Origin of the sequence: Halomonas getboli (assembly GCF_023094245.1) — a bacterium.
Taxonomy (GTDB): domain Bacteria; phylum Pseudomonadota; class Gammaproteobacteria; order Pseudomonadales; family Halomonadaceae; genus Halomonas; species Halomonas getboli.
Map to the genome: position 1 here is coordinate 1 of NZ_JALMEW010000002.1, position 25,710 is coordinate 25,710.

Below are 25,710 nucleotides of genomic sequence, written 5' to 3' on the forward strand. Positions count from 1 at the left end.
TGTAGCTCGGCGCTTGTAGCTCGGCGCTTGTAGCTCGGCGCTTGTAGCTCGGCGCTTGTAGCTCGGCGCTTGTAGCTCGGCGCTTGTAGCTCGGCGCTTGTAGCTCGGCGCTTGTAGCTCGGCGCTTTCCGTCTAACCGGTGCTCAGGTTCGGGGCAGGGTCACGCCTCTCTGCCCCATGTACTTGCCGCCGCGGTCCTTGTAGGAAGTCGCGCAGACCTCGTCGGACTCCAGGAACAGCATCTGGGCCACGCCCTCGTTGGCGTAGATCTTGGCCGGCAGGTTGGTGGTGTTGGAGAACTCCAGGGTCACGTGCCCTTCCCACTCCGGCTCCAGCGGCGTGACGTTGACGATGATGCCGCAGCGGGCATAGGTCGACTTGCCGAGGCAGATGGTCAGCACGCTGCGCGGAATGCGGAAGTACTCCACGGTGCGCGCCAGGGCGAAGGAGTTGGGCGGGATCACGCAGACGTCGCCCTTGACGTCGACGAAGCTGTTGTCGTCGAAGCCCTTGGGGTCGACCACCGCCGAGTGGATGTTGGTGAACACCTTGAACTCGTCGGCGCAGCGTACGTCGTAGCCGTAGCTGGACGTCCCGTAGGAGATCACCCGCCGATCGTTCACATAGCGCACCTGGTCGGCCTCGAAGGGCTCGATCATGCCTTCCCGCTCGGCCATGCGGCGGATCCAGTGGTCGGATTTGATGCTCATGGGTCGTCCTGCTGGGTGGAATCGAAACGAATAGGGGCCGCCATGATAGCGGCCCCGGGGGCAGGCGTCACGGTTCTCCCCGCCGGCGGCCTCAGTCGCTGAACGAGATCGCCGGCCCCGCGTCGGGCGAGGCGCCCTCGAGCTGCTCGGCCACCTGACGGGCCATGGCACGGAAGCTGGCGGTGATCTCGCCGTCCGGCTCGGCAACCACGGTGGGCTCGCCGCCGTCGGCCTGCTCGCGGATCGTCAGCGTCAGTGGCAGCTGGCCCAGCACGCGGGTGTCGTATTCCCCGGCAATGCGCTCGCCGCCGCCCTCGCCGAAGATCGGCTCGCTGTGACCACAGTTCGAGCACACGTGCAGGCTCATGTTCTCCACCACGCCGAACACCGGCACGTTGACCTTGCGGAACATCTCGATGCCCTTGCGCGCGTCCAGCAGCGCGATGTCCTGGGGTGTGGTGACGATCACCGCGCCGTCCACCGGCACCTTCTGGGCCAGCGTCAGCTGGATGTCGCCGGTGCCCGGGGGCATGTCGACGAACAGCACGTCCAGATCGTCCCACACGGTCTGGGTCAGCAGCTGCTGGAAGGCGCCGGCGACCATCGGGCCGCGCCACACGGTGGGCTCGCGGGTATCGATCAGGAACGCCATGGACATGACCTGCAGACCGTGGGCCCGCAGCGGCTTCATGGTCTTCTCGCCCGCCGCCTCGGGGCGTGCGCCCTCGGCCACGCCGAGCATCTTGGCCTGGCTGGGGCCGTGGATATCGGCGTCCAGAACGCCCACGCGATAGCCCTCGGCGGCCATGGCCAGCGCCAGGTTGGCGGTGACGGTGGACTTGCCCACTCCGCCCTTGCCGGACGCCACGGCGACGATGTGCTTGACCCCTTCGATCACGACTTGCTCCTTACCTCGGTTGGGATGGCCGCCCGGGCGGCTCAGGCCGTCAGTATACCCGCCGTCCCGGCGGCCGGTGAATGCCATCCCGCTGCTTCAGGACGACATCGAGCGAAGGCGGCACGGGATTGACGCCAACGCCGTCGAGCGGCCTATCATGCCGTCAGACTTCCTCGACCCGGCCCCGCCATGACACCGCCTCCCGCCAGCGCCACTTCATCGTCCCGCCATTTCCGCCACACCCGGCGGGTACTGAGCTTCGTATGGCGCGTGCTCGGCGCCTTCCTGCGCAATCGCGGCATCCTGCTGGCCGGCGGCGTGGGCTACAACATCCTGCTGTCGGTGGTACCGCTGTTCGCGGTGATGGTGGTCCTGCTCGCGCGGGTGGTCGACGAACAACAGCTGCTCACCCTGCTGTCCATCCAGGCGCGGCATCTGGCGCCTGCCCACGCCGAAGTGCTGCTCGACGCCGTGCGCTCGCTGCTCGACTCGCGCGAGGCGATCGGCATTCTGGGCCTGCCGGTGCTGCTGGTGTTCAGCTCCTTCGCCTTTCGCATGCTGGAGGACGCCCTGGCGATCATCTTCCACGCCCCTGACGCTCACGTCGGGCGCTCGGCCTGGGTCTCGGTGCTGATGCCCTACGCCTTCATGGTGGTGCTGGGCGCGGGGCTGATGGGCCTGACGCTGCTGGTCAGCCTGGCGGATGCGGTCAATACGCTGTGGATGGCGCTGCTGGGCAGGGAGCTGCCGCTGGCGGGGCTCTCGAACACGGCGCTGAACCTGACCAGCTTCGCCGGCGTGTTCCTGCTGTTCAGCGCCATCTACAAGGTGATGCCGGTGGTCAAGGTGGCGCTCAGGCGCGCCCTGGTGGGCGGCTTCGTTGCCGCCCTGCTGTGGGAGGGTGCCCGCCTGCTGCTGGTCTACTACTTCGCCCATCTGTCGTTCGTCAACGCCGTCTACGGCTCGCTGGCGACGCTGATCGTGGTGCTGCTGACCCTGGAAGTCGGCGCCATCATCCTGCTGCTCGGCGCCCAGGTGATCGCCGAGCTGGAGCGCAACGCCCGCCTGGGCCTGCCGTGGCATCTGGACTCACGGCATCAGGCGATCACCCGCGTCGAGTAGCCGATGACCGCCCCAGTCTTCGGCGCCTCAGCGATGCTTGGCGTGCCCCTGCTGGCCACGCAGACGCCGCACCAGCCCCATCAGGCTGCGGCCGCTGACCATGCCCAGCAGGTAGAGGGCCGCGATCAGCAACGCCAGCGGCATCGAGAAGCTCCAGGTCAGCAGGCGCACCTGGACCAGGTTCAGATTCTGCACGATCAGTATCACCACCAGCGCCAGCAGCACCAGTTTCACGCCTAGCCAGAACCGTTCCATGCCCTTTCTCCCTTGTGATCTCGGATCGCCCGCAGGCAGCTTAAAGCTGGTCGGCGGCGGCGAGGCTGTCAAAGCCGAATGGCCAACGTTCAGAACGTCGAGAGCCCCGAGGCCTCCATCAGCCGGTAGCGCCAGACATCGACCGTCCCGGCGGCGTCGGATTCGTCATAGGGCCTACTGGTGGTGCGTTCCGGCGTGGAGCGCCAGCGGCGGGCGAAGAACGCCTCGGCGTCGGCCAGCGCCGGCAGGCTCGGCGGGCCCAGCAGCCGCACGCTGGTTTCCAGGTTCAGATCGTCGAGGTTGCGGCGGGTGAAGTTGGCCGACCCCAGGATCAGCTCGACCTCGCCGCCGTCGGCGCGGCATCGCATCAACAGCTTGGTGTGGCACTGCTCGCCGCGGGTGGCGCACCAGCGCACCGGGATGCCGGCCGCGACCAGCTCGTCGGCCACCGGCCGATTGGGAATACCGCCCTTGTCGATGCCGAAGGCCTCGCGATTGGGATCGAGCAGCACCCGCACCTCGGCGCCGCGCCGACGCGCCGCGATCAGCGCCTCGATCAGCTCGCGGTGGGCCAGATAGAACACCGCCACGTCGAGGCGATCGCCCTCCCCGGCCCGCTCCACGGCGGTGACCAGCGCATCGCGGATCGCGCCCTCGGTCAGCAGCTGCAGGCGAGCGCCGGGCAGGTCGTCCTCGGCGGGCGGCGGCGCGGGCCCGGGCACGGTGACGCCGGACCAGCCCGCCACCGCCCGCTCCGAGGCCAGCAGATCGAGGGCCACCGCGCCCTCGACGCGCAGCGCCACGTTGCCGTGCAGACTGCTGGCATCGTGGGGGTTGGCCGAGGTCACCAGCCCCGCCCAGCCGTCGCCCCGGTCCACCACCAGCGTCTTGCGGTGGTTGGCCTTGACGTTGGCCAGCGCCAGATAGCTGCGTAGGGTGACTTCCCCCGGCCCCAGGACATTGGGCAGCCAGCCGGCGGAGGCCTGATTGCCCAGCCAGCGCGGCCCCAGCTGCCACAGCCCCGTCCACAGCGGATTGGAGGCCCGCAGTCGATTCAGCTCGGTGATCGCCACCTCCACGCCGGCTTGGCGCAGGCGCTCGAGGTGGTCGAGCTCGAGGCCGCCGTAGAGGGTGTTCAGCGGATCGGTGATCAGGATGGCACGCAACTCGGGATGACGGCGCCGCTGGCGGACCAGCGCCTCGGTGAGCTCCTCCGACAGCGGGCGGAAGTCGACCCCGTCGGCCGCCCCGGCGAAGTCGTTGAACAGGAACATGTCGACCACCACCAGGCGCCGAGCCTGGCCGATCATCGCCAGCGCCTCGTCGAAGATCGCCTGGCGGCGATGGCGCTCACCCGCGGCGTCGTACCAGGTCTCGTCGGTCAGCAGCCGCGGCGATTCGGCCACGCGCAGCGGATGGGCCTGGCCGACGCCCTCCGGCAGCGGCTTGTAGCGCTGCCAGACGCCCATGGCCAGCCACGCCAGCAGCAGCCACCCTAGCCACCATGGCCACATCCGTCGTCTCCTCGTCCCGCTTCTCATGTCGTGCCTCCCTGGCAGCCATCGAGGTCACCATCGCCCTCGCCTATCGCCGCCAGCATAGCGTGGGACCGGCTTCGACGCAGCGCGCCCCTGATACAGCGCACCGGACACCGCGCTCCTCACTACAGCGCGCCGAGCACCGCGCCCTAGTACAGCGCCTCTTACGCAGCAGCCCAAACGCAGCGCGCCCGGCACGAGGCCGGGCGCGAAGACATCCTGGGACAGGCGATCAGCCGACGGCGAACAGCGCGCCCATGGCGGCGATGGCCGCGCCCAGGCCACGCAGCACCCGCTGCTCGCGGGTCATCAGCCAGCCGGCGATGCGGCGGCCGGCAACGGTCAGGGCCAGGGTCGCCAGGCTGAAGCCGGCCAGGTACAGCAGGGTGCTGGCCCCGTGAGGCATCTCGGCGGCGTGGGCATGGCCGTGGAAGACCATGAAGGCGACCACGGCGACGCTGCCCAGCGCCGCGGGCACCCGGGCCAGGGCCGCGACCAGCACGCCGGCCAGCAGCACGCTCATGGCGATGCCGAACTCCACGCCCGGCAGCGCCACGCCGGCCCAGGCCAGGCCGGCGCCGAGCAGCATGCCGCCCACCGCCAGCAGCGGCACGACGCGGCCCATCGCGGCCGACTGACGCATGCTGAACAGGCCGATGGCCAGCATCGCCAGCAGATGGTCGAGGCCGAACAGCGGGTGGCCGAGGCCCGCCACAAAGCCACCGCCGGCGACTCCGTGGCCGGGATGGGCCCAGGCGCTGCCGGCCACCAGCATCAGGGCGGCGGCGCCCAGGGCGCGCGAGTGAAAGAGGGAAGACAATGTCATGGCGATCTCCTTGCCGTGATGAGTAGAGGGATTCAGTCGGCGCCGGCGTGCTGGGGCCGGCGCTCCGGCAGCATGCCGCGGTCGAGGATGAAGGCGATGATCTCCTCGAGGCCGACCCCGTCGTGCAGGTTGGTGAACACGAAGGGCCGCTCGCCGCGCATCATCTTCGAGTCGCGCTCCATCACCGCGAGCGAGGCGTGGACCTGCTCGGCGATGTCGATCTTGTTGATGATCAAGAGATCCGACTTGGTGATGCCCGGCCCACCCTTGCGCGGGATCTTGTCGCCGGCAGAGACATCGATCACGTAGAGCGTGAGGTCCGAGAGCTCGGGGCTGAAGGTCGCCGAGAGGTTGTCGCCGCCGGACTCGACCAGCACCAGCTCGAGCCTGGGGTGGCGCGCCTGGAGGTCGTCGATGGCGGCGAGGTTCATCGAGGCGTCCTCGCGGATGGCGGTATGCGGGCAGCCGCCGGTCTCGACGCCGAGGATGCGATCCGCCGGCAGCGCCTCGTGGCGGGTCAGGAAGTCGGCATCCTCGCGGGTGTAGATATCATTGGTGACCACGGCGATATCGTAGTGATCGCGCAGGGCCCGGCACAGCTGCTTGAGCAGCGCCGTCTTGCCGGAGCCCACCGGGCCGCCGACGCCGATACGCAGGCAATGGGTCATCTCGTTGTCTCCTCGTCGGGATTCGGGTTCTTTTCTTCGTTGCACTAGCTGCGGAACAGGCGCGAGTACTGGGTCTCATGCTGGGCGCTGGCCAGGGCCAGGCCGGGCAGCATCGGCCCGAGTTCGTCGTCGTCGCATTCGAGAGCCGCGTCCGTCGCCGCCACCAGCGCCGGACGCAGGCGCTCGATCAGCCGCTGGGCGGCGGTGTGGCCGAGCGGCAGCGCCTTGCAGGCCACGGCGAGCTGGTTCTCGAGCCAGGCCCAGGCAAAGCCGAGCAGCGCCTGACGCGGCGTCACGCCCCGGGCCAGCGCCAGCCAGGCGAAGACGCCGACATAGCCCATGCCGTTGAGGCGCGACGGCTCGGGCGGCGTCAGCCCGAGGCTCGTGACCAGCCGCGTCAGGGCACTGCCGAGGCGCGCCTCCTCGGCGGCCAGTTCGGCGGTCTCGCGGGTGGCGGCGAGCCAGCCGTTCCAGTGCTCGAGCGCCTCGACGTCGTCCTCGGCCCAGGCCGCCATGAAGCGCGCCAGGGCCGGCAGCTCGCAGCGCGCGAGGCCGTCGTCGAGCACGCCTTCCAGCCACTCGCCGAGATCGTCCTCGCCGCGCACCCAGTCGAGTTCGAAGGCGCTTTCCAGGCCCTGGGACCAGGCGAAGGCGCCGATCGGCAGCGCCGGGCTGACCAGCTGCATCAGCCCCAGCAGCGCCAGATCGTCGCTCGACTCAGTGGGCATGGTCATGCCCATGGTGGTGGCCGTGATGATGGTGATGGCCGCCCTCCCCGGCGCGGGCATAGGCGCCGGGCTCGGGATCGAAGGGCGCGGCGTGGTGCTCGAGCCGCGCGCCCAGGCGCTCGGCCAGCGCTTCCAGCACGTGATCCGGCGGGAAGCGCACCCAGCCCAGACCGGTAGAGTCCGCATCGGCGTCGGCGCCGATGGCGAGCTGCACGTGGCGGTTGCCCAGGTGATAGCTCAACCGCGCCAGCGGCAGGCCGGCCTCGAGGCGCGCGGTGACCACCGGCTCCACGGCGGCCTGGACGCGGATCGTCTGGCCGTCCTCGCCGCTCAGCCCGTCGCCGTGGCGCAGCACCGGCCCGCGGTCGAGGAAGATCCCGACCTCCCGGCCGGCGTCGGAGACGGCCTTGAAGCGCCCGCGGGTGCGGGTCGCGTAGTCGAGGGTCAGGGTATCGACGGCGGCGCTCGCCGCGACCGGCCCCAGGCGTTGGTTCAGTGTCCACATGACGATGTCCTTGGTTGTCGGTGTAAGGAGTGAGGTGTAAGGAGCGAGGTGTTCTCCTCACTCCTCACCCCTTGCCCCTTGCCCCTTGCCCCTTGCCCCTCACTCATTGCCCCTCACTCCTCACCGCTCCGCTCAAAACAGGTGATAGCGCTGGGCCAGCGGCAGCTCGGCCAGCGGCTCGCAGGTCAGCAGTTCGCCGTCGCAGCGCACCTCGTAGGTCTGCGGGTCGACGCTGAGCTCGGGGCAGGCGTCGTTGAGCTTCATGTCGCCCTTGCGCACCTCGCGCACGTTCTTGCAGGCCACCAGCTCGCTGTCGAGCCCCAGCCGCTCCTTGATACCCGCATCCAGCGCCGCCTGGCTGACGAAGGTCACCCGGGTAGCGCTCGCCGCACGGCCGAAGGCGCCGAACATCGGCCGGTAGTGCACCGGCTGCGGGGTCGGGATCGAGGCGTTGGGATCGCCCATCGGCGCGGCGGCGATCATGCCGCCCTTGAGGATCAGCGCCGGCTTGACGCCGAAGAAGGCCGGGTCCCACAGCACCAGGTCGGCCAGCTTGCCGACCTCCACGGAGCCCACCTCGTGGCCGATGCCGTGGGTGATGGCCGGATTGATGGTGGTCTTGGCGATATAGCGTTTGGCGCGGAAGTTGTCGGCGCCGAGCGCCTCGTCCTCGGGCAGCAGGCCGCGCTGGATCTTCATCTTGTGGGCGGTCTGCCAGGTGCGGCAGATCACCTCGCCGACCCGCCCCATCGCCTGGGAGTCCGAGGCGATCATCGAGATCACCCCCAGGTCGTGGAGGATGTCCTCGGCGGCGATGGTCTCGCGGCGAATGCGCGAGTCGGCGAAGGCCACGTCCTCGGGGATGTTCGGGTCGAGGTGGTGGCACACCATCAGCATGTCGAGATGCTCGTCGATGGTGTTAACGGTATAAGGCCGGGTCGGGTTGGTCGACGACGGCAGCACGTAGGGCCTGGCGCAGGCGGTCAGGATGTCCGGCGCGTGGCCGCCCCCGGCGCCCTCGGTGTGATAGGTGTGGATGGCGCGTTCCTTGAACGCCCCCAGGGTGTCCTCGACGAAGCCCGACTCGTTGAGGGTGTCGGTATGGATGGCGATCTGCACGTCATAGCGCTCGGCCACCGACAGGCAGGTGTCGATCGAGGCCGGCGTGGTGCCCCAGTCCTCGTGCAGCTTGAGGCCCATGGCGCCGGCCTCGAGCTGGGCCTCCAGCGCCTCGGGCAGGCTGGCGTTGCCCTTGCCGAGCAGGCCGATGTTCATCGGCAGGGTGTCGATCGCCTGCAGCATCTTGCCCAGGTGCCAGGCGCCCGGGGTGCAGGTGGTGGCGTTCGAGCCGGTGGCGGGGCCGGTGCCGCCGCCGAGCATGGTGGTCACGCCGCTGGCCAGCGCCTCCTCCACCTGCTGCGGGCAGATGAAGTGGATGTGGGCGTCGATGCTGCCGGCGGTGAGGATCTTGCCCTCGCCCGCGATCACCTCGGTACCGGGGCCGACGACGATCTCCACGTCGGGCTGGGTGTCCGGGTTGCCGGCCTTGCCGATGGCCGCGATGCGCCCGCCCTGGAGGCCCACGTCAGCCTTGACGATGCCCCACCAGTCGAGAATCAGAGCGTTGGTGATGACGGTGTCCATGACCGCGCCGTCCACGCGCTGGCTCTGGCCCATGCCGTCGCGGATCACCTTGCCGCCGCCGAACTTCACCTCGTCGCCGTAGTGGGTGGCGTCGCGCTCGACCTCGATCCACAGCTCGGTGTCGCCCAGGCGCACGCGGTCGCCCACCGTGGGGCCGTACATGTCGGCGTAGGCCCGGCGACTGATCTTGCTGGGAGTGGTGTTGGGCGCGTTATCAGTCATGACGACTCTCCTTGATCGGCATCGCGGGATGACGGGGTTCGCGCGTCGTCGGGCGCGGTAGAGGCATTACGCTCGGCTTCGGGAGCGATGGAGAGCTCACCCATGACGTCGCCGCGAAAACCGTAGATGCGCCGATGGCCGACGAACGGGATCAGCGTCACCTCCCGGGACTGGCCGGGCTCGAAGCGGATCGCCGTGCCCGCGGCCACGTCCAGGCGCCGTCCGCGCGCCCGGTCGCGATCGAAGACCAGCGCCGGGTTGGCCTCGGCGAAGTGATAGTGGGAACCGATCTGCACCGGGCGGTCGCCGGTATTGGCCACCTCGAGGGTGATCCGTTCACGCCCCTCGCAGAGCGCGATCTCACCGTCCTGAAGCCGATACTCACCGGGAATCATGTCGTGGCTCCTTTCAGTCGCCGTGAGGGGGCGAGGGGTAAGGAGTAAGGAGATCTGGCTTCTCACGCCTCACTCCTCACCTCCCACACCTCACACAATGGGATGATGGATGGTGACAAGCTTGGTCCCGTCGGGGAACGTCGCCTCCACCTGCACCTCGTCGACCATCTCGGCCACGCCCTCCATGACGTCGTCGCGGCCGAGGATCTCGCGGCCCGCGCCCATCAGCTCGGCGACGCTCCGGCCGTCGCGGGCGCCCTCCATGATCTCGCAGCTGATCAGCGCCACGGCCTCCGGATAGTTGAGCTTCAGGCCGCGGTCGCGGCGCCGCTCGGCCAGCAGGCCGGCGGTGAACAGCAGCAGCTTGTCCTTGTCTCTCGGGGTCAGTTCCATCGAGATAGCTCCCAAAGCATGTCGTTTACCTTCAGTGTTCAGACTCCCGCCTGCCAGCTGGCAGAGCGGCGCTTCGCGCCTGGAAGCGAGAAGCCGGAAGACCCCCGATATCTGAAGGCAGGAGACTTCAAGCTTCCCGCTTCGAGCTTCCAGCTCCTCGTCAGGTCAGCCAGATGCGCGGCTCACAGGCCGGCCGCCCCGCCAGCCGCGGGCGCAGCACTTCCCAGGCCCGCCGGCACAGCGACCAGGCGACGTTGCGTTCATTGCCCAGGTAGCGCAGCAGCAGCACACCCTGGCGCACGGTCACCGCCCATTCCCGACTCGCCGGCAGCGCCTCGCGCAGCGCGTCGATCGCGCCAGCCTCGTCGTCGAGGCCCACCGCCCACAGCGTCGCCTGGACGCCGGCGCCGCCCTGCCCCCAGGCGCCGCGGAAACGGCGATGGGTCGGATCCAGCACCTGGCGCTCCAGCCACAGCGGGCACCCCTCGCGGGTCAGGCGAAAGCGCTGCTCGATGGCGCCGGAGACGTAGGGCAGCTCGCTCGCCGGCCGCCCCAGCGCCAGCACCTCCCAGCCCAGGCAGCGCGCCCCGGCGGCCAGCTCGATGTCGGTCACCTGGCGGCCCTTCGAGCCATCGAAGGCGATGGTCTCCTGGGGCAGCCACTCCAGCAGCGCGTCCTCGGCCACGCCGAGCCGGGTGTGCTGATGCCAGCGCACGCCCTGGCTGTCGGCACGATAGAGCTTGTTGGCCGCCGGCGTGGTGAGCAGCGCCTGGGCTCCGGGCGCAAGTCGGGCCTCGATGGCGAGCTCGTCGCCGCTGACCAGCCCGCCGGGCGGATGCAGCAGATAGACGTGGCAGGCGCCGGGGCGGCCCGCCTCGTCGGGGGCCTCCGGATAGAAGGGACGCTGCACGCGCAGCGGGCCCTGATGGCGGGCCTTGAGCATGCGGGTATGGCCATCGTCGCGGGCATCGAAGGCCAGCGACAGCGACGCCGCCCAGCGTCGCTCGCCGTCGAAGCGGTGGCCCGACTCGGCGGGCGACGGGAGGGCACGCGGAATGGCGGTCATCGACGGGTCCTGTCGGTCAGGTGGCTGTTGGCAGACCTGCAGCAAGTGACGTACCAAACTGGTGAATGTGCCAAAATGTCATTTATAAACAATGACTTATTTTGTACACAAAACGGTATCCAGTCGCTTTCCTGCACCATGGCGAGTCGTTTCAGGGCCCTGGTGCGCACCGTCATCGATCAAGAAAGATTCACTTGCACTAATGTGGCACAAAAAGGCCCGGTTCGAGCGAAGCGTCGAACCGGGCGTGATGCCTCAACGGACACCGGCGGCGGGCGTCAGACGGTCAGGTGGGTCTTGATCAGCTCGTCGTCGAGCTCGTCGATCGCCCCCTCGGCCACCGGCCGGCCGCGATCCATGATCGCGAAGCGGTCGGCATACTTGCGGGCGAAGGGCAGCTTCTGCTCGACCAGCAGCACGGTCAGGCCGTCCTCGCGGATCAGCCGGCGGATCACCTCGCCGATCTGAGCGACGATGTTGGGCTGGATGCCCTCCCCCGGCTCGTCGAGGATCAGGAGCTTCGGCTCCAGCACCAGGGCGCGGCCGATGGCCAGCTGCTGCTGCTGGCCGCCGGAGAGATCGCCGCCGCGCCGATGGCGCATCTCGGCGAGCACCGGAAACAGCTCGTAGACGCGCTCGGGAATGCGCCTGGCGCCGTCGCCGCGGGCCGCCAGGCCGGTGCGCAGATTCTCCTCCACGGTCAGCAGCGGGAAGATCTGGCGGCCCTGGGGCACATAGCCGATGCCGAGCCGCGAGCGATCCTCCACGCGTCTCTTCGTCAGCTCCACGTCGTCGGCGTAGCGCAGGCTGCCCGAGGCCACCGCGACCTCGCCCATCACCGCCTTCATGAGGGTGGTCTTGCCCACCCCGTTGCGGCCCATCACGCAGGTGCACTGCCCGGCCGGAATCTCGAGGTCGACGCCCCACAGAGTGTGGCTCTCGCCGTAGTACTGATCGAGTTTGCGAATGCTCAGCATCGGGCGTCCTCCGTGTTGTCCGACTCGGTGCCCAGATAGACCTCGACCACCTTGGGGTCGCTCGACACCTGATCCATGCTGCCCTCGGCCAGCACGCTGCCCTGGTGCAGCACCGTCACGGTGCGCGCGATCGAGCGCACGAAGCCCATGTCGTGCTCGACCACCACCACCGACTGCTTTCCGGCCAGGCCGGTGAGCAGTTCGGCGGTGCGCTCCATTTCCTGTTCGGTCATCCCCGCCACCGGCTCGTCGACCAGCAGCAGCCGCGGCCGCTGCATCAGCAGCATGCCGATCTCCAGCCACTGCTTCTGGCCGTGGGAGAGAATGCCGGCCGGCCGATCGCGGTGCGCGGTCAGGCCGATGGTGACCAGCACCTCGTCGATGCGGTCCCGCGCCTCGCCGGAGAGCCGGGCGGTCAGCGTTGGCCAGATGCGCTTGTCGGCGGCCATGGCGAGCTCCAGGTTCTCGAACACCGTCAGCGCCTCGAAGACGGTCGGCTTCTGGAACTTGCGGCCGATGCCGAGGCTCGCGATCTGCGGCTCGCTCATGGTCAGCAGGTCGTGGCGGCTGCCGAACCACACCGAGCCGTGATCGGGCCGCGTCTTGCCGGTGATGATGTCCATCATGGTGGTCTTGCCGGCGCCGTTGGGGCCTATGATGCAGCGCAGCTCGCCGTCATCGATGGTCAGGTTCAGGTCATTGATGGCGCGGAAGCCGTCGAAGCTGACGCTGACGTCCTCCAGATACAGGATGGGGCCGTGGCGCACGTCCACCGGCGAGCGCGCCGGCGCCATGAAGTCGAAGACGCGATCGCGGCTGGCCATCTCCTTGAGCAGGTTCATGAGCTCGCTCCTTGCGCGGGTGTCTCGACGGCGCCGTCATCGCGCCGGCGGCGCAGCGACGCCAGCAGGCCGGCCACGCCCTTCGGCAGCAGCACCGTGACCACCACAAATAGCCCGCCGAGGGCGAACAGCCAGGCCTCCGGCATCACCCCGGTGAACACCGTCTTGGCATAGTTGACCACCAGCGCCCCGATCACCGCGCCGTAGAGCGTGCCGCGGCCCCCCAGGGCCACCCACAGCACCACCTCGATGGAGAAGATCGGCGAGAACTCGCCGGGATTGATGATGCCGACCTGGGGCACGTAGAGCGCCCCGGCCACGCCGGCGAGCATCGCCGAGACCACGAACACGAACAGCTGCACCCGCTCGACGCGATAGCCGATAAAGCGCGTCCGCGCCTCGGCGTCGCGACAGGCCACGCTGACCCGCCCCAGTTTGCTGGCGACGATGGCCCGGCACAGCACGTAGCCCAGCGCCAGCGCCACCCCAGAGGCCAGGAACAGCCCCAGCCGCGTGGCGTCGCTGCGCAGGTCGAAGCCCAGCAGCTCCTTGAAGTCGGTCAGGCCGTTGTTGCCGCCGAAGCCCATCTCGTTGCGGAAGAAGGCCAGCATCAGGGCGAAGGTCAGCGCCTGGGTGATGATCGACAGATAGACCCCGGTGACCCGCGAGCGGAACGCCAGGAAGCCGAATACCAGCGCCAGCAGCCCCGGCGCCAGCAGCACCATCAGGAAGGCGAACCACGCCATGTCGAAGCCGTGCCAGTACCAGGGCAGGCTGTCCCAGTCGAGAAACACCATAAAGTCCGGCAGCACCGGGTCGCCATAGACGCCCCGGTCGCCGATCTGGCGCATCAGGTACATGCCCATGGCATAGCCGCCCAGGGCGAAGAAGGCGCCGTGGCCGAGGCTGAGGATGCCGAGATAGCCCCACACCAGGTCCAGCGCCACCGCCAGCAGCGCGAAGCTCAGGTACTTGCCGAGCAGGGTCACGGTATAGGTCGAGACGTGCAGCGGATGCCCCGCCGGCACAATCAGGTTGAGCAGCGTGACGACCGCCAGTGCGGCCAGCAGCACGCCGAGGAATATCTGCGTCGAGCGCTCGCGGAACGGCCGCGACAGCCAGGATCTCGAAGCCAGCATGGATCAGCCCTCCGCCGCACGGCCCTTCTGCGGAAAGAGTCCGCGGGGGCGTTTCTGAATGAACAGGATGATGAACACGAGCACCAGGATCTTGGCCAGCACCGCGCCGGCCCAGGGCTCGAGCACCTGGTTGATGACGCCCAGCGACAGCCCGGCCACCAGAGTGCCCCACAGGTTCCCCACGCCGCCGAACACCACCACCATGAACGAATCGATGATGTAGTTCTGACCGAGGTTGGGGCCCACGTTGGTCAGCTGCGACAGCGCCACGCCGGCGAGGCCGGCCACGCCGGAGCCCAGCGCGAAGGTCAGGATATCGACCCGGGTCGCGCGGATGCCCATCGAGCGCGCCATGGCACGGTTCTGGGTCACGGCGCGCACTTCCAGGCCCAGCCGGGTACGGCGCATCACCAGCATCAGGCCGGCGAACACCAGCAGCGCGAAGCCCAGCACGAACAAGCGGTTGAGGGTCAGCGACAGGCCCTCGTTGATCATCAGCGAGCCGCTCATCCACTCCGGCGAGACCACCGTGCGGTTGAGCGGCGAGATCAGGGTACGCACCAGCTGCTGGAGGATCAGGCTGACGCCGAAGGTGGCCAGCAAGGTCTCCAGCGGGCGGCCCTTGAGGAACTGGATGACGCTGCGCTCGATGACGATGCCGGCCAGCGCCGCGACCAGGAAGCCCGCGGGAATCGACAGCACCAGCGCCAGCCCCGGCTGGCCCGGCAGCAGCTGCTGCATGCCCCAGGTGGTGTAGGCGCCGAGCATGATCAGCTCGCCGTGGGCCATGTTGATCACGCCCATCACGCCGAAGGTGATGGCCAGGCCGATCGCCGCCAGCACCAGCACCGAGCCGAGCGACAGGCCGAAATACAGCGTCTGGATGCCGTCATTCAGCTTCTGCTTCTGTTCGATGCCGGCCAGGGCCTCGGTGGCGGCCTTGGCCAGGGCCGCGTCGTCGCTGCGGGCGGCGGCGCTGAGCGCCGAGCGCACGGACGTATTCAGGCTGCCGGACAGCGCCTCCACCGCTCCGACGTCGCCCTGCTCCAGGCGCTGGATGGCGATGGCCTGGGTCAGCAGCCGGCGCACCTCGTCGTCGGCCTCGTTCTCCACCAGGCCATTCAGCGGCTCGACCATCGACGGACTCACCTCGCCGAGCAGGTCCCGGGCCGCCTCGCGGCGCGCCGAGACCGCCGGGGCGTGGAGGTCGAGCAGCGCCAGGGTGTTCTGCAGCTGGCCGCGCAGCGCATTGTTGATGCCGATGCGATCGAGATCGCGGCGCGACATCTCGCCGAGATCCTCGTCGGTGAGCGCATCGCGCACCGGCCAGTGGCGGCCGCGATTGGCGAGCACCACCACGAAGCGGCCGCCGTCGTCCTGGCGCTGCAGCTTGCCGTCGAGCAGCGCCTCGAGCCAGGCGCGGCTCTGCGGATGGCCGCTGTCGGCGATGGCCGTCACGGCCTCGCCCTTGGCGGCGTAGGAATCGACGTCGAGGGCCTCGAGCAGCGCCCGGCCATCGTCGTCGGGCGCGGCCAGGGCGGCCGGCGCGGCGAGCGAGACGACGATCAGGCACAGCAGCCCCTGCACGAGGGAGCGAATCGTCCTCATGACCATGTCCTGTCAGTAGGGAGAAAGAATCGAAGGAAGGCCCCGGGCCGCGAGCGCGACCCGGGGAACGGCTCATTCGGCCGAGGCCACCTCGGCGCCGCCGCCGCAGCGTCCCTCGACGACGTTGTAGTTGCCGCATCGCATCGGGGCGCGCCAGTCGCTGATCAGGTCACGCGAGCCCGGCAGGTAGTCGGACCAGGCATCGCCGGCCACGGTGGAAGGCGTCTCCCAGACCACGGAGAACTGGCCGTTGTCCTGGATCTCGCCGATCAGCACCGGCTTGGTGATGTGGTGGTTGGGCATCATGGTGGCATAGCCGCCGGTCAGGTTGGGCACGGACACGCCGATGATGGCGTCCTTGACCGCGTCGACGTCGGTGGTGCCGGCCTTGCGCACCGCCTCGGCCCACATGTTGAAGCCGATGTAGTGGGCCTCCATCGGATCGTTGGTGACCGCCATCTCGTCGCCGGTGTAGTCGATCCAGTCGTCGATGAAGTCGTAGTTGGCATCGGTGTCGACGCTCATGAAGTAGTTCCAGGCCGCCAGGTGGCCGACCAGCGGCGCGGTGTCGATGCCGGAGAGCTCCTGCTCGCCCACCGAGAAGGCCACCACCGGAATGTCCGCAGCGTCGATGCCCTGGTTGCCGAGCTCGCGGTAGAACGGCACGTTGGCGTCGCCATTGATGGTCGAGACCACCGCGGTCTTCTTGCCCTGGCTGCCGAAGTCCTTGATCTCTGAGACGATGTTCTGCCAGTCGGAATGCCCGAAGGGGGTGTAATTGACCATGATGTCGTCGTCGGCGACGCCATGGTCCTTGAGGTAGGCCTCGAGGATCTTGTTGGTGGTGCGCGGATAGACATAGTCGGTGCCGGCCAGCACCCAGCGCTCCACGCCGACCTCGTTCATCAGATAGTTGACGGCCGGAATCGCCTGCTGATTGGGCGCCGCCCCGGTGTAGAAGACGTTTTCGGAGGATTCCTCGCCCTCGTACTGGACCGGGTAGAACAGCAGACCGTCGAGTTCTTCGACCACGGGCAGCACCGACTTGCGCGACACCGAGGTCCAGTTGCCGAAGATCACGTCGACCTCATCCTGGGCCAGCAGCTGGCGCGCCTTCTCGGCGAACAGCGGCCAGTCGGAGGCCGGATCGACCACCACCGGCTCGAGCTCGCGGCCCAGCAGGCCACCCTGCTCGTTCTGCTGCTCGATGAGCATCAGCATGGTGTCCTTGAGGGTCGACTCGCTGATGGCCATGGTGCCGGTCAGCGAGTGCAGGATGCCGACCTTGATCGGGTCCTCCTGGGCCAGCGCGGGAGCCGAGACGGCCAGGCTCAGCAGCGAGGCGGCGAACAGGCGCTTGGGCACGGCGGGCGAATGGGAACTCATGGTGATCTCCTTGTCGATCCGGACGTTTTTTTATGAAGTTGTTGTGACGTTGTTATCGGTAGCGATGATGCACGACGATGCACCTCGTCCCGTTCTCTAAAGCAAGAGGCGCGCCACATTCTGGATCATTCCACTGCTGCCTTTTCTTTCAATGAGTTGGAAGCTACCTCCGTATCCCCGCGGGTATCGAAAGTGCCCTTCTGGTGCAAGCTGACGCTCGCTCTTGTACCAAGATGGTGCCTTGCATACCGCACCTGCCCGAGGAGCGACAACGCAACGGGGGCGCCGGCACGATGCCGACGCCCCCGTCAGGTGGCGAACGAACTGGCTCAGACCATCAGTCGCCTTCCGGCCCTCCGGCCACCCTCATGCGGCGGCGCAGCAGCGGGCCGACGATATAGGGCAGGATCAGCCCCAGACCGGCGAACACCCACAGGCCGATGGCCAGGCCGCTGTCCCACAGGATGGTCCAGTCGCCGTCGGCGATATCCAGGGCATGGCGCAGGTTCTTCTCCATCTCCGGCCCCAGCAGCAGGCCGAGGATGATCGGCACCAGCGGGATCTCCAGCTTGCGGAAGACATAGCCGGCCACGCCGAAGGCGACCATGAAGTAGAGATCGAAGGCGGAGTTGCTGATCGAGTAGATGCCGACGAAGGCCACCATGGTGACGATCGGCAGCAGGTACTTGGGCGGCACCAACAGCAGCTTGACGAAGATCCCCACCAGCGGAATGTTCAGCAGCAGCAGCAGGAAGTTGCCGATCAAGAGCGCGGCGATGACGCCCCAGACAATGTCGGCGTTCTGGGTGAACATCAGCGGCCCCGGGGTGATGTTCAGCGAGATCAGCAGCGCGAGCAGCACCGCGGTGGTGCCGCTGCCCGGTACGCCGAGGGTCAGCATCGGCACCAGGGCACCGCTGGAGGCGCCGTTGTTGCCGGCCTCGGGCGCGGCCACGCCGCGCGGGTCGCCCTCGCCGAAGTGGCCCTTGCTGCCGACCACCTTCTTCTCGAGGGTGTAGCCGATGAAGCTGCCCAGCGAGGCGCCGGCCCCCGGCAGCACGCCGGCGATGAAGCCCAGCACGCCGCCACGGATGCTCGATGGCAGGATGCCGCGGATATCGGCCCACTTCAGCGACAGCTTGTTGACCGTCATCGTCTCCTTGCCGCCGCCGGCGCGGTCCTCGATGAAGAACAGCAGCTCGGAAATGGCAAACAGGCCGACGATGGCGATGATGAAATCGACGCCCTCATAGAGCTCCAGCACGCCGAAGGTGTAGCGCTGCACGCCGGTGTTGTCGATGCCCATGGTCGAGATCATCAGGCCCAGACAGGCCGCCACCACGGTCTTCATCGGGTTCTTGCCGGTGATGCCGCCGAGCGTGGCGAAGGCCAGCAGGAACAGTGCGAAATACTCGGCCGGGCCGAAGGTCAGCGCGAAGTCGGCCAGCACCGGCGCCAGCAGGATCAGGCCCACGGTGGCGATCAGGCTGCCGATGAACGAGGCCACGGCGGAGATCGCCAGGGCCTCGGCGGCCTTGCCCTTCCTGGCCATGGGATAGCCGTCGAGGCAGGTCATCATCGCCGGCTCGTCGCCGGGGATGTTGAGCAGGATCGAGGAGATGCGCCCGCCGTACATGGCCCCGGCATAGACCGAGGTCAGCATGATCAGCGCGGTCTCCGGCGGCAGGCCCAGCGAGAAGGCCAGCGGGATCAGGATCGCCACGCCGTTGGCCGGCCCCAGACCCGGCAGCGCACCGATCAGGGTGCCGAGAAAGGCGCCCAGCAGGGCGAACATCAGGTTGTGCGGCGCCAGGGCGACGCCGAAGCCGTCGATCAGGTAACCCAGGGTTTCCATCAGCTCACCTCCAGGAAGGACAGCGGCCCCAGCGGCAGCGCCAGATCGAGGGCGAAGTTGAAGATCAGGAACACCACCACCCCGGCGATGCCGCCGACCACGTAGGCCCTGAGCGGGGTGGCGCCCATGCGCCAGCACAGCGTGCCCACCGCCAGCAGGGTGCTGAGGATGAAGCCCAGTGGCTGCAGCAGCGCGGTGTAGGCGATCAGCACCGCCACCGCGATCACCAGCTCGACGCCGGTGCGGCTCCACGGCCAGGCGTTATCCGGGTCCGGGCGCACGATCAGGTAGAGGCTGGACAGCGCCAGCACCGCGGCCAGCAGATAGGGGAAAGTCTCGGGGCCGACGCCCTCGGCCCCGCCGAACGGCTCGGGAAACTGGGTGGCGCCCCAGCCGTACGCGACGGCCAGGGCGATCAACAGGACCCCGAAGATGCGGTCGTTGAAGGTCATTACTGGATCAGCCCGATATCTTTGGAGAGTTGGTTGATGTCGGCGATCTGGTCGGTGACGAACTGGTGGAACTCATCGGCGCTCATGTGGAACGGCATCAGGCCGTTGCTGGCCATGACGTCCTTCCACTCCTGGCTCTCGTAGATGGTGTCCATGGCGTCCATCCAGTACTGCTTGGCATCGTCGGAGACGTCGGCCGGCATGTAGAAGCCGCGCCAGTTCGGGCCGACCGCGTCGATGCCCTGCTCCTTGGCGGTGGGGATGTCGCTGAACTCGCCCGGCAGGCGCTCGTCGGAGAGCACCGCCAGCACCCGCAGGTCGCCGGATTCCAGGAAGCCCTGAGCCTCGGTGATGTCACCGGTGAAGGCGTCGACGTGGCCGCCGACCACCTGGGTCATGGCCTCGCCACCGTTGTTGTACGACAGATAGGGAATGCGCGGCAGGTTGTCGACGCCAGCCGCCTTGGCGGCGATCAGCACCTTGAGATGGTCCCAGCCGCCCTTGGCGCTGCCGCCGGCGAACTTGACGCTGCGCGGGTCATCCTTGAGCGCGTCCATCAGCTCGGGCAGATCGTCGTACTCGGAGTCGTCGGCCACGGCGATCACGCCGTAGTCGGCGCCCAGTGCGCCCACCCAGTTGACCATGTCGGCGTTCATGCCCGGGAACTGGCCCTGGGCCAGGCGGGTGGTGGTGGCGGTGGAGGCCGCGACCAGCAGCTGGTCGTCGCCGGCGCGCTTGCTGACGGTGTGGGCATAGGCCACGCCGCCGCCGGCACCGGCCATGTTGATGGTCTGAACGCTGGCCGGCACGAGGCCCAGCTCTTCCATCACATTGCCCACGCTGCGGCAGGTGAAGTCCCAGCCGCCGCCCGGGTCGGCGGGCGCGATGCATTCGACCTTGCCTTCCGGCTCGAAGGCCATGACGGAACCGGCGCTGACGGTGAAGGCGGCAACGGCGACGAGCTTGAGCGGCGTTTTGATGGACATTGTTGTGGTCCCCTCTGATGTTTTCATTGGCAGATCGGGTCGGGCTTGTCGGACGCTGACGACTCCCTTACAATTCTGTAAGGCAGAACAACGTTCCCTTGAGCGGAAAATTAGGCCGCCCGTGCCATGGGGGTCAATGCCGTTCGAGCGAATTGCGACCAAAGTTGCAAGGCGCCGGGCGACCGCCCACTCGAGCATGAGCACCCGACATGCACAACGAAAGGAGCCACGATGGCGCAGGACCGCGTCGAGGCCGTGGAGCGCGCGCTGACCGTGCTCGAGGTCTTCGATTCTTCCCAGGAAGCGTTCGCCCTGGCCGAGCTGGCCGCGGCGACCGGCTTCTACAAGAGCACCCTGCTGCGGCTGCTGGGCTCGCTGGCGCGCTACGACTACGTGCAGCGCGGCGACGACGGCCGCTGGCGGCTCGGCGGCAGCCCCGCGCGGCTGGCGCGGCGCCACGCCCCGACGCGGCAGCTGGCCGATCACGTCCAGCCCTGGCTCGACCGCCTGGCCGCCGAGACCGGCGAGACCGCCGCCCTGCTGGCGATGCATCCCGGCGAGGTGGAGTGCCGGCTGGCCGCCCTGCCCGCGACGCCGCTGCGCCACGATCTGCACCCCGGCAGCCGCTGGCCGGCCGAACGCGACGCGGACCCGCGCCCGGGCCTGCCCGGCGGCGCCATGACCTGCCTGGCCCTGCCCGCCGCCGAAGGGGCGCCGCTGTGGCTGTCGCTGTCCGGCCCCGCCGGCCGCCTGGCCCCGGAGGCCGCACATGAGGCCCTGATCCGGGCGCGCGACGCCCTGACCGCGGCGCTCGCCGGCGAGAAGGAGGAGCCACGATGATGCTGCTGGTGGAAGACGATCGGCTGCTGGCGGAGACGCTGGTGGACGCCCTGTCGCTGGAGGGGCACGGCGTCGAGCACCTGGCCGACGGCGAGGCCGCCCGGGCGCGGCTCGACGACCCCGACCACGGCCTGACGCTGGTGCTGCTCGACCTCAACCTGCCCGGCTGCGGCGGGCTCGAGGTGCTCGAGACCCTGCGCCGCCACGACGCCGACACCCCGGTGCTGATCCTCACCGCCCGCGGCGCGGTGGAGGACCGCGTGCGCGGACTCGATCTCGGCGCCGACGACTACCTGGCCAAGCCCTTCGCCCTGGACGAGCTCGAGGCCCGGGTGCGTGCCCTGCTGCGCCGCCGCGAGCGCGGCCAGGCGCTGCAGGTCGGCCCGCTGGCCTTCGACGCCCCGGCCCAGCGCTTCACCCTCGACGGCGAGGCCCTGGCCCTGCCGCCGCGGGAACAGCGTCTGCTGGCCTGCCTGATGCGCCACGGCGGCGAGCCAGTCGACAAGGCACGGCTCGCCGAGGAAGCCTTCCAGGGCGAAGCCATGGGCGACAACGCCATCGAGGTCTACGTCCACCGCCTGCGCAAGCGCCTGGCCGGCAGCGCCGTCGCCCTGCGCACCGTACGCGGCCTGGGGTATCTGCTGGAGGCCACGTGACCCGGCGCGACAGCCTGTATCGCCGGCTGCTGACCTGGCTGCTGCTGCCGCTGATGGCGCTGGGCGCACTGATGGTGCTCCAGGCCTGGATCGAGGCGCGCCACACCGCCGACCGGGCCTTCGACCGCCTGCTAGAGGCTGCCACCCTGGCCATCGCCGAGCAGGTGCAGTGGCAGGACGACCGCCTGTGGCTCGACCTGCCACCCGCCGCCCTGGAAATGCTCGCCACCGATGCCGAGGAGCGTGTTTTCTATGCGCTCTACGACGCTCGCGGGCGTTTCGTCACCGGCAACGCCGATCTGCCCGGCCTGCCTCGCGATGACGATGCGACCGGCGGCCAGCTGCACTTCCGCGACCTGGTGTGGCACGGCCTCGAACTGCGCCAGGGCATCCGCCGCGCCAGCCTCGAGGACTGGCGCTCGCGCGAACGCTTCGAGGTACGCGTCGCCCATACCCGCGAAGGGCGCGAGCGCCTCACCGGCGAGCTGCTGCGCGCCAACCTGGCCTACATCCTGGGCATGGCCGGGCTCGCCGCCGCCGTCGTGGTGTTGGCCATCCGCGGCGCCCTGACCCCGTTGAGCCGCCTGCGCCACGCCATCCGTGCCCGCGACCCTCGCACCCTGGCCCCGCTGGAGCTGCCGCTGCCACGGGAACTGGCCGAGCTGCGCGAGACGCTCAACGAACTGCTGGCGCGGATGCGCCGGGTCAAGGCCAACCAGGAGCGCTTCATCGGCGATGCCTCCCATCAGCTGCGCACGCCGCTGGCCGGGCTCTCGACCCGCGCCGAGCTGGCCCTGCGCCAGGACGACCCGCAGCGCTGGCGGGAGGCCCTGGAGGCGATGCAGACCACCAGCACCCGAGCCTCGCACCTGGCCGTTCAGCTGCTGTCGCTGACACGGCTCGACAACCCCGAATACCGCCCCGAACTCACGGCGCTGGCCCTCGACGACCTGGCCCGAGGCGCCGTTCGCCGCCACTGGAGCGCCTGCCATCGTGCCGGCATCGACCTGGGGCTGGAGGCGCCGGACGCGCCGGTGATCGTGGCCGGGCTCGACTGGCAGCTCGAGGAGGCGCTGGCCAATCTGATCGACAACGCGCGGCGCTACGGCGCCTCACGCATCACCGTGCGGGTCATCGCGCATCCGCCCGCCCTCGAGGTCGAGGACGACGGACCCGGCATCGCCGAAGACCAGCGCCTGCTGATGCTGCGCCCCTTCCATCGCGGCAGCGACGACCCGGACGGCTCGGGACTGGGGCTCGCCATCGTCGACGGCATCGCCCGCAGCCACGGCGCCCGGCTGCGTCTCGACGCCGGCCGGGACGGCCACGGGCTCAGGGTCGGCCTGCACTTTCCGGAGGAATCCGCATGAGACACCATCGCTGGCTGATACTGACGTGGCTGTGGCTATGCATAGGGTCATGGCTGTGCCTGGCCCCGCTCGCCGGCGCCGACGAGCGGCTGCGCTACCCGGCCGAGCCGGCAGACGACGAGGCATCGGGCGAGCTGGTCGTCCACGGCGCCCTGGACCTGGTCTACGCCCGCCCGCTGTTCGAGGCCTTCCATGCCCGCCATCCGGGCATCGCGCTGACCTATCGCAATCTCGACACCCTCACCCTGCATCGCCGCTTTCTCGCCCATCCCGACGAGGTCGACGTGCTGATGTCCTCGGCCATGCCCTGGCAATACCGACTGGCCAACGACGGCCACGCCCGCCCACTGACCTCGCCCCAGGCCATGGCCTGGCCGGCCTGGGCGCGCTGGCGCCACGAGCTGTTCGCCTTCACCTTCGAGCCGATCGTGATGGTGGTGCGCCGCGAGCTGATCGAGCGCTTCGGCCGCCCCGACAGTCACGCCGAGCTGCTCACGCTGCTCGAGCAGCATCCCGAGGCGCTGCGCGGCCGGGTCGTGACCTACGACCCGGAGGCGAGCGGCGCAGGCTACGGCTACGCCATTCAGGAATCACGCCTGACGCCGCGATACTGGGACCTGGTCACCGCCTTCGGTGACACGGACACGGCGCTGGCCACCACCACCGGCGAGATGCTGGACGGCCTCGACAGCGGCCGCTACTGGCTGGGCTACAACCTGCTAGGCAGCTACGCCAGGGCGGTCGCCGACGCCAATCCGGCGCTAGAGATCGTGGTGCCCGACGACTACGCCCTGGTGACCCAGCGCCTCGCCTTGATGCCGCGCCAGGCACCACACCCGGAGAACGCCCGGCGCTTCATGGACTTCCTGCTCGGCGAGGCGGGCCAGCGGGTGATCGCCGAGGACACACCGCTGGGCGCCGTGCATCCGACTCTGGCGGGCCCTGGCACGGCCGCGGCCCTGCGCGAGACCCACGGCGAGGCGCTGAGGCCGGTGTCGCTGGGGCCCGGGCTGCTGGCGACGCTGGACGATCTCAAGCGCCAGGCGCTGCTGACGCGCTGGAAGAGGGAGTTCACGCGCGCGGAGGCCGCGTCACCCTGAAGGGCGACGCGGCCTCCGGTGTCGGAGATGACGCGAATCAGTTGGCCAGGCTGAGCTGGACCGGTGCGGTGCCCCGATGGAGCATGCCGAGCGCGCGGGCGGCACTCTTGGAGAGATCGATCACGCGGCCGGCGATATAGGGGCCGCGGTCGTTGATCAGCACCTCGACCTGGCGGCCGTTGTCGGGCCGGGTCACCAGCACCTTGGTGCCGAGCGGCAGGGTGCGGTGGGCGGCGGTGAGCTGGCGCTGGTCGAAGGCTTCGCCGCTGGCCGTGGTGCGGCCCTGGAAGCGGTCGCTGTAGTAGGACGCGACGCCCTTCTGAATCGGCGCTTCGGCGTCGTCCTCGTGGGCCAGAGCCGGGCCGGTGCCGATCAGCGCCCCCAGGGTCATGGCCAGGAGCGCCGCGCTCAGCGCGCGTCGACGCCAGTCGGAGCGGGCGCTGCCCGCCCTGCCGGAAATTCCCATGTGTCACCTCGAAATGACGTGGGCACCAATCGACCTCCCGCGATCAGGCGCCGTCAGACGTATCGGTCGGTGTCGGGTGCTTTCCCTGCAGCCAACCGTGACTGGCGGCTCGTTCGCTATCGAACCAGGCCAGCGCGTCGTGCAATGTCACCACCGTGCCGACGATGATGAGTGTCGGAGGTCGGATGGTAGCCAACTCATCGGCCGACGGCAACTTCGCCAGGCTCGCCACATGGACCCGCTGGCGCGCCGTGGTGCCCTGCTCGATCAGCGCCAGCGGCGTGTCACCCGCCAGGCCATGCGCGCGAAGCTGCTCGCTGATGATCGTCAGACTGCCCAGGCCCATGTAGAACACCAGGGTCTGGCCGGGGCTGGCCAGCGCCGGCCAGTCCAGATCGCAGCTGCCGTTGCGCAGGTGACCGGTGATGAAGCGCACCGACTGGGCGTGGTCGCGATGGGTCAGCGGAATGCCGGCGTAGGCGGCGCAGCCCGAAGCCGCGGTGATACCCGGCACCACCTCGACCTCGACGCCGGCGGCGACCAGGGTTTCCAGCTCCTCGCCACCGCGGCCGAAGATGAAGGGGTCGCCGCCCTTCAGCCGTACCACGCGCTTTCCGGCCAGCGCCCAGTCGACCAGCGCCTGGTTGATGCCCTCCTGGGGCACGCTGTGATCGGAGCGCGCCTTGCCGACGTAGAGCCGCTGCGCCTCGGGATTGGCCAGGGCCAGGATCTCGTCGCTGACCAGCCGGTCGTGGAGGATGACGTCGGCGGCCTGCAGGCGCCGCAGCGCCTTGATGGTCAGCAGCTCCGGGTCGCCCGGGCCGGCCCCGATCAGGCTAACGCGCCCGGGGGCCAGCTCGGATGCCGCGGGGGGAAGTCGGAGTTCCGGCGAGGCGGACGGGGAAGTCGCGGCACACATATTCCAATATCTCGGGTAGAAAATATTTTATATGCGATAAAGTAATTAATTTGCCGACAAAATGCCACTCCCGCCTCGCCCCTGGCGTCCGATATCGCCACCCGACCGATACCCGAAACGACGCGGCCCCCGCCGAAGCGGGGG

At 69.0% G+C, this 25,710-nt stretch carries 27 protein-coding genes; 5 read left to right on the forward strand and 22 right to left on the reverse strand.

Features of this window, described 5'->3' with window-relative positions; genetic code table 11:
• Nucleotides 1-143 precede the first annotated feature (143 nt).
• Nucleotides 144-710 carry a dCTP deaminase gene (gene dcd, locus MYL53_RS04910; protein ID WP_016854669.1) on the reverse strand — a complete coding sequence of 189 codons (567 nt, stop codon included), beginning with the start codon at nucleotides 708-710 and terminating at the stop codon, nucleotides 144-146.
• A 91-nt stretch (nucleotides 711-801) separates the two neighbouring features.
• Nucleotides 802-1,605, reverse strand: a complete 804-nt coding sequence (apbC, locus tag MYL53_RS04915; RefSeq protein WP_247852986.1) for an iron-sulfur cluster carrier protein ApbC — start codon at nucleotides 1,603-1,605, stop codon at nucleotides 802-804.
• Nucleotides 1,606-1,797: 192 nt separating this feature from the next.
• Between apbC and MYL53_RS04920 the strand changes: the two genes are divergently transcribed.
• Entirely contained in the window at nucleotides 1,798-2,730 is a 933-nt protein-coding gene (locus MYL53_RS04920) for a YihY/virulence factor BrkB family protein (RefSeq protein ID WP_247852408.1), read from the forward strand.
• Nucleotides 2,731-2,757: 27 nt separating this feature from the next.
• Here MYL53_RS04920 and MYL53_RS04925 read toward each other — a convergent pair whose 3' ends face one another.
• The 18 genes from MYL53_RS04925 to MYL53_RS05010 all read right to left on the reverse strand — a co-directional run bounded on the left by MYL53_RS04925 (nucleotide 2,758) and on the right by MYL53_RS05010 (nucleotide 20,215).
• On the reverse strand, nucleotides 2,758-2,985 hold the full coding sequence (locus MYL53_RS04925) for a lipopolysaccharide assembly protein LapA domain-containing protein (protein WP_247852409.1): 228 nt from the start codon (nucleotides 2,983-2,985) through the stop codon (nucleotides 2,758-2,760).
• 89 nt (nucleotides 2,986-3,074) lie between these two features.
• Entirely contained in the window at nucleotides 3,075-4,499 is a 1,425-nt protein-coding gene (locus MYL53_RS04930) for a phospholipase D family protein (protein WP_247852411.1), read from the reverse strand.
• A 256-nt stretch (nucleotides 4,500-4,755) separates the two neighbouring features.
• Nucleotides 4,756-5,349 (reverse strand): HupE/UreJ family protein, encoded by a 594-nt coding sequence (locus MYL53_RS04935; RefSeq protein WP_247852412.1) that lies wholly within the window; start codon nucleotides 5,347-5,349, stop codon nucleotides 4,756-4,758.
• 32 nt (nucleotides 5,350-5,381) lie between these two features.
• Entirely contained in the window at nucleotides 5,382-6,017 is a 636-nt protein-coding gene (ureG, locus tag MYL53_RS04940) for an urease accessory protein UreG (RefSeq protein WP_247852414.1), read from the reverse strand.
• Between the two features lie 44 nt (nucleotides 6,018-6,061).
• Entirely contained in the window at nucleotides 6,062-6,745 is a 684-nt protein-coding gene (locus tag MYL53_RS04945) for an urease accessory protein UreF (RefSeq protein WP_247852415.1), read from the reverse strand.
• A complete protein-coding gene (gene ureE / locus MYL53_RS04950; protein WP_247852417.1) occupies nucleotides 6,735-7,250 on the reverse strand; it encodes an urease accessory protein UreE in 516 nt (171 codons plus the stop codon). The genes MYL53_RS04945 and ureE overlap by 11 nt, the downstream gene beginning before the upstream one ends.
• Before the next feature lie 132 nt (nucleotides 7,251-7,382).
• Nucleotides 7,383-9,116 (reverse strand): urease subunit alpha, encoded by a 1,734-nt coding sequence (gene ureC, locus MYL53_RS04955; protein ID WP_247852419.1) that lies wholly within the window; start codon nucleotides 9,114-9,116, stop codon nucleotides 7,383-7,385.
• Nucleotides 9,113-9,511, reverse strand: coding sequence for an urease subunit beta (locus tag MYL53_RS04960; protein ID WP_247852421.1), 399 nt, complete (start codon nucleotides 9,509-9,511; stop codon nucleotides 9,113-9,115). Before MYL53_RS04960 ends, ureC begins: the two co-directional genes overlap by 4 nt.
• A 90-nt stretch (nucleotides 9,512-9,601) precedes the next feature.
• Nucleotides 9,602-9,904 (reverse strand): urease subunit gamma, encoded by a 303-nt coding sequence (ureA, locus tag MYL53_RS04965; RefSeq protein ID WP_016854658.1) that lies wholly within the window; start codon nucleotides 9,902-9,904, stop codon nucleotides 9,602-9,604.
• Between the two features lie 160 nt (nucleotides 9,905-10,064).
• On the reverse strand, nucleotides 10,065-10,970 hold the full coding sequence (locus MYL53_RS04970) for an urease accessory protein UreD (protein WP_247852423.1): 906 nt from the start codon (nucleotides 10,968-10,970) through the stop codon (nucleotides 10,065-10,067).
• A gap of 278 nt (nucleotides 10,971-11,248) precedes the next feature.
• Nucleotides 11,249-11,947 carry an urea ABC transporter ATP-binding subunit UrtE gene (gene urtE / locus MYL53_RS04975; protein ID WP_247852425.1) on the reverse strand — a complete coding sequence of 233 codons (699 nt, stop codon included), beginning with the start codon at nucleotides 11,945-11,947 and terminating at the stop codon, nucleotides 11,249-11,251.
• Entirely contained in the window at nucleotides 11,941-12,789 is an 849-nt protein-coding gene (urtD, locus tag MYL53_RS04980; protein ID WP_247852427.1) for an urea ABC transporter ATP-binding protein UrtD, read from the reverse strand. Before urtD ends, urtE begins: the two co-directional genes overlap by 7 nt.
• Complete coding sequence (gene urtC / locus MYL53_RS04985) at nucleotides 12,786-13,928, reverse strand: urea ABC transporter permease subunit UrtC (RefSeq protein ID WP_247852429.1); 1,143 nt, start codon at nucleotides 13,926-13,928, stop codon at nucleotides 12,786-12,788. Before urtC ends, urtD begins: the two co-directional genes overlap by 4 nt.
• A 3-nt stretch (nucleotides 13,929-13,931) precedes the next feature.
• A complete protein-coding gene (gene urtB, locus MYL53_RS04990) occupies nucleotides 13,932-15,536 on the reverse strand; it encodes an urea ABC transporter permease subunit UrtB (protein WP_247852432.1) in 1,605 nt (534 codons plus the stop codon).
• A gap of 72 nt (nucleotides 15,537-15,608) precedes the next feature.
• On the reverse strand, nucleotides 15,609-16,922 hold the full coding sequence (gene urtA, locus MYL53_RS04995) for an urea ABC transporter substrate-binding protein (protein WP_247852434.1): 1,314 nt from the start codon (nucleotides 16,920-16,922) through the stop codon (nucleotides 15,609-15,611).
• A gap of 337 nt (nucleotides 16,923-17,259) precedes the next feature.
• A complete protein-coding gene (locus MYL53_RS05000; RefSeq protein ID WP_247852436.1) occupies nucleotides 17,260-18,777 on the reverse strand; it encodes a tripartite tricarboxylate transporter permease in 1,518 nt (505 codons plus the stop codon).
• Nucleotides 18,777-19,229, reverse strand: a complete 453-nt coding sequence (locus MYL53_RS05005; RefSeq protein ID WP_247852438.1) for a tripartite tricarboxylate transporter TctB family protein — start codon at nucleotides 19,227-19,229, stop codon at nucleotides 18,777-18,779. The genes MYL53_RS05000 and MYL53_RS05005 overlap by 1 nt, the downstream gene beginning before the upstream one ends.
• Nucleotides 19,229-20,215: a Bug family tripartite tricarboxylate transporter substrate binding protein gene (locus MYL53_RS05010; protein ID WP_247852440.1), complete on the reverse strand. Its 987-nt coding sequence runs from the start codon at nucleotides 20,213-20,215 to the stop codon at nucleotides 19,229-19,231. Before MYL53_RS05010 ends, MYL53_RS05005 begins: the two co-directional genes overlap by 1 nt.
• Nucleotides 20,216-20,446: 231 nt before the next feature.
• On the opposite strand from MYL53_RS05010, the gene MYL53_RS05015 reads away from it, so the two are divergent.
• Genes MYL53_RS05015 through MYL53_RS05030 form a run of 4 tightly spaced genes read left to right on the forward strand, consistent with a single transcriptional unit; the run spans nucleotide 20,447 to nucleotide 24,181 of the window.
• A complete protein-coding gene (locus MYL53_RS05015; protein WP_247852442.1) occupies nucleotides 20,447-21,055 on the forward strand; it encodes a helix-turn-helix domain-containing protein in 609 nt (202 codons plus the stop codon).
• The gene (locus MYL53_RS05020) at nucleotides 21,052-21,711 is read left to right on the forward strand and encodes a response regulator transcription factor (protein WP_247852444.1); all 660 of its coding nucleotides are present in this window, start codon (nucleotides 21,052-21,054) and stop codon (nucleotides 21,709-21,711) included. The genes MYL53_RS05015 and MYL53_RS05020 overlap by 4 nt, the downstream gene beginning before the upstream one ends.
• Nucleotides 21,708-23,081, forward strand: a complete 1,374-nt coding sequence (locus tag MYL53_RS05025) for a sensor histidine kinase (protein WP_247852446.1) — start codon at nucleotides 21,708-21,710, stop codon at nucleotides 23,079-23,081. Before MYL53_RS05020 ends, MYL53_RS05025 begins: the two co-directional genes overlap by 4 nt.
• A complete protein-coding gene (locus MYL53_RS05030; RefSeq protein WP_247852447.1) occupies nucleotides 23,078-24,181 on the forward strand; it encodes an ABC transporter substrate-binding protein in 1,104 nt (367 codons plus the stop codon). Before MYL53_RS05025 ends, MYL53_RS05030 begins: the two co-directional genes overlap by 4 nt.
• A gap of 37 nt (nucleotides 24,182-24,218) precedes the next feature.
• Here the strand turns inward: MYL53_RS05030 and MYL53_RS05035 are convergent, their stop codons facing one another.
• Both MYL53_RS05035 and cobA read right to left on the reverse strand, forming a co-directional pair.
• Nucleotides 24,219-24,647 carry a septal ring lytic transglycosylase RlpA family protein gene (locus MYL53_RS05035; RefSeq protein WP_425591736.1) on the reverse strand — a complete coding sequence of 143 codons (429 nt, stop codon included), beginning with the start codon at nucleotides 24,645-24,647 and terminating at the stop codon, nucleotides 24,219-24,221.
• Between the two features lie 43 nt (nucleotides 24,648-24,690).
• Nucleotides 24,691-25,566, reverse strand: a complete 876-nt coding sequence (gene cobA / locus MYL53_RS05040) for a uroporphyrinogen-III C-methyltransferase (RefSeq protein ID WP_247852449.1) — start codon at nucleotides 25,564-25,566, stop codon at nucleotides 24,691-24,693.
• Nucleotides 25,567-25,710 lie beyond the last annotated feature (144 nt).

Excerpts from the sequence above, each read along its gene's own strand:
- dcd (WP_016854669.1), bottom strand. The coding sequence starts at position 710 with ATGAGCATCAAATCCGACCACTGGATCCGCCGCATGGCCGAGCGGGAA.
- MYL53_RS04920 (WP_247852408.1), top strand. The coding sequence starts at position 1,798 with ATGACACCGCCTCCCGCCAGCGCCACTTCATCGTCCCGCCATTTCCGC.
- MYL53_RS04925 (WP_247852409.1), bottom strand. The coding sequence starts at position 2,985 with ATGGAACGGTTCTGGCTAGGCGTGAAACTGGTGCTGCTGGCGCTGGTG.
- MYL53_RS04930 (WP_247852411.1), bottom strand. The coding sequence starts at position 4,499 with ATGTGGCCATGGTGGCTAGGGTGGCTGCTGCTGGCGTGGCTGGCCATG.
- MYL53_RS04935 (WP_247852412.1), bottom strand. The coding sequence starts at position 5,349 with ATGACATTGTCTTCCCTCTTTCACTCGCGCGCCCTGGGCGCCGCCGCC.
- ureG (WP_247852414.1), bottom strand. The coding sequence starts at position 6,017 with ATGACCCATTGCCTGCGTATCGGCGTCGGCGGCCCGGTGGGCTCCGGC.
- MYL53_RS04945 (WP_247852415.1), bottom strand. The coding sequence starts at position 6,745 with ATGCCCACTGAGTCGAGCGACGATCTGGCGCTGCTGGGGCTGATGCAG.
- ureE (WP_247852417.1), bottom strand. The coding sequence starts at position 7,250 with ATGTGGACACTGAACCAACGCCTGGGGCCGGTCGCGGCGAGCGCCGCC.
- ureC (WP_247852419.1), bottom strand. The coding sequence starts at position 9,116 with ATGACTGATAACGCGCCCAACACCACTCCCAGCAAGATCAGTCGCCGG.
- MYL53_RS04960 (WP_247852421.1), bottom strand. The coding sequence starts at position 9,511 with ATGATTCCCGGTGAGTATCGGCTTCAGGACGGTGAGATCGCGCTCTGC.
- ureA (WP_016854658.1), bottom strand. The coding sequence starts at position 9,904 with ATGGAACTGACCCCGAGAGACAAGGACAAGCTGCTGCTGTTCACCGCC.
- MYL53_RS04970 (WP_247852423.1), bottom strand. The coding sequence starts at position 10,970 with ATGACCGCCATTCCGCGTGCCCTCCCGTCGCCCGCCGAGTCGGGCCAC.
- urtE (WP_247852425.1), bottom strand. The coding sequence starts at position 11,947 with ATGCTGAGCATTCGCAAACTCGATCAGTACTACGGCGAGAGCCACACT.
- urtD (WP_247852427.1), bottom strand. The coding sequence starts at position 12,789 with ATGAACCTGCTCAAGGAGATGGCCAGCCGCGATCGCGTCTTCGACTTC.
- urtC (WP_247852429.1), bottom strand. The coding sequence starts at position 13,928 with ATGCTGGCTTCGAGATCCTGGCTGTCGCGGCCGTTCCGCGAGCGCTCG.
- urtB (WP_247852432.1), bottom strand. The coding sequence starts at position 15,536 with ATGAGGACGATTCGCTCCCTCGTGCAGGGGCTGCTGTGCCTGATCGTC.
- urtA (WP_247852434.1), bottom strand. The coding sequence starts at position 16,922 with ATGAGTTCCCATTCGCCCGCCGTGCCCAAGCGCCTGTTCGCCGCCTCG.
- MYL53_RS05000 (WP_247852436.1), bottom strand. The coding sequence starts at position 18,777 with ATGGAAACCCTGGGTTACCTGATCGACGGCTTCGGCGTCGCCCTGGCG.
- MYL53_RS05005 (WP_247852438.1), bottom strand. The coding sequence starts at position 19,229 with ATGACCTTCAACGACCGCATCTTCGGGGTCCTGTTGATCGCCCTGGCC.
- MYL53_RS05010 (WP_247852440.1), bottom strand. The coding sequence starts at position 20,215 with ATGTCCATCAAAACGCCGCTCAAGCTCGTCGCCGTTGCCGCCTTCACC.
- MYL53_RS05015 (WP_247852442.1), top strand. The coding sequence starts at position 20,447 with ATGGCGCAGGACCGCGTCGAGGCCGTGGAGCGCGCGCTGACCGTGCTC.
- MYL53_RS05020 (WP_247852444.1), top strand. The coding sequence starts at position 21,052 with ATGATGCTGCTGGTGGAAGACGATCGGCTGCTGGCGGAGACGCTGGTG.
- MYL53_RS05030 (WP_247852447.1), top strand. The coding sequence starts at position 23,078 with ATGAGACACCATCGCTGGCTGATACTGACGTGGCTGTGGCTATGCATA.
- MYL53_RS05035 (WP_425591736.1), bottom strand. The coding sequence starts at position 24,647 with ATGGGAATTTCCGGCAGGGCGGGCAGCGCCCGCTCCGACTGGCGTCGA.
- cobA (WP_247852449.1), bottom strand. The coding sequence starts at position 25,566 with ATGTGTGCCGCGACTTCCCCGTCCGCCTCGCCGGAACTCCGACTTCCC.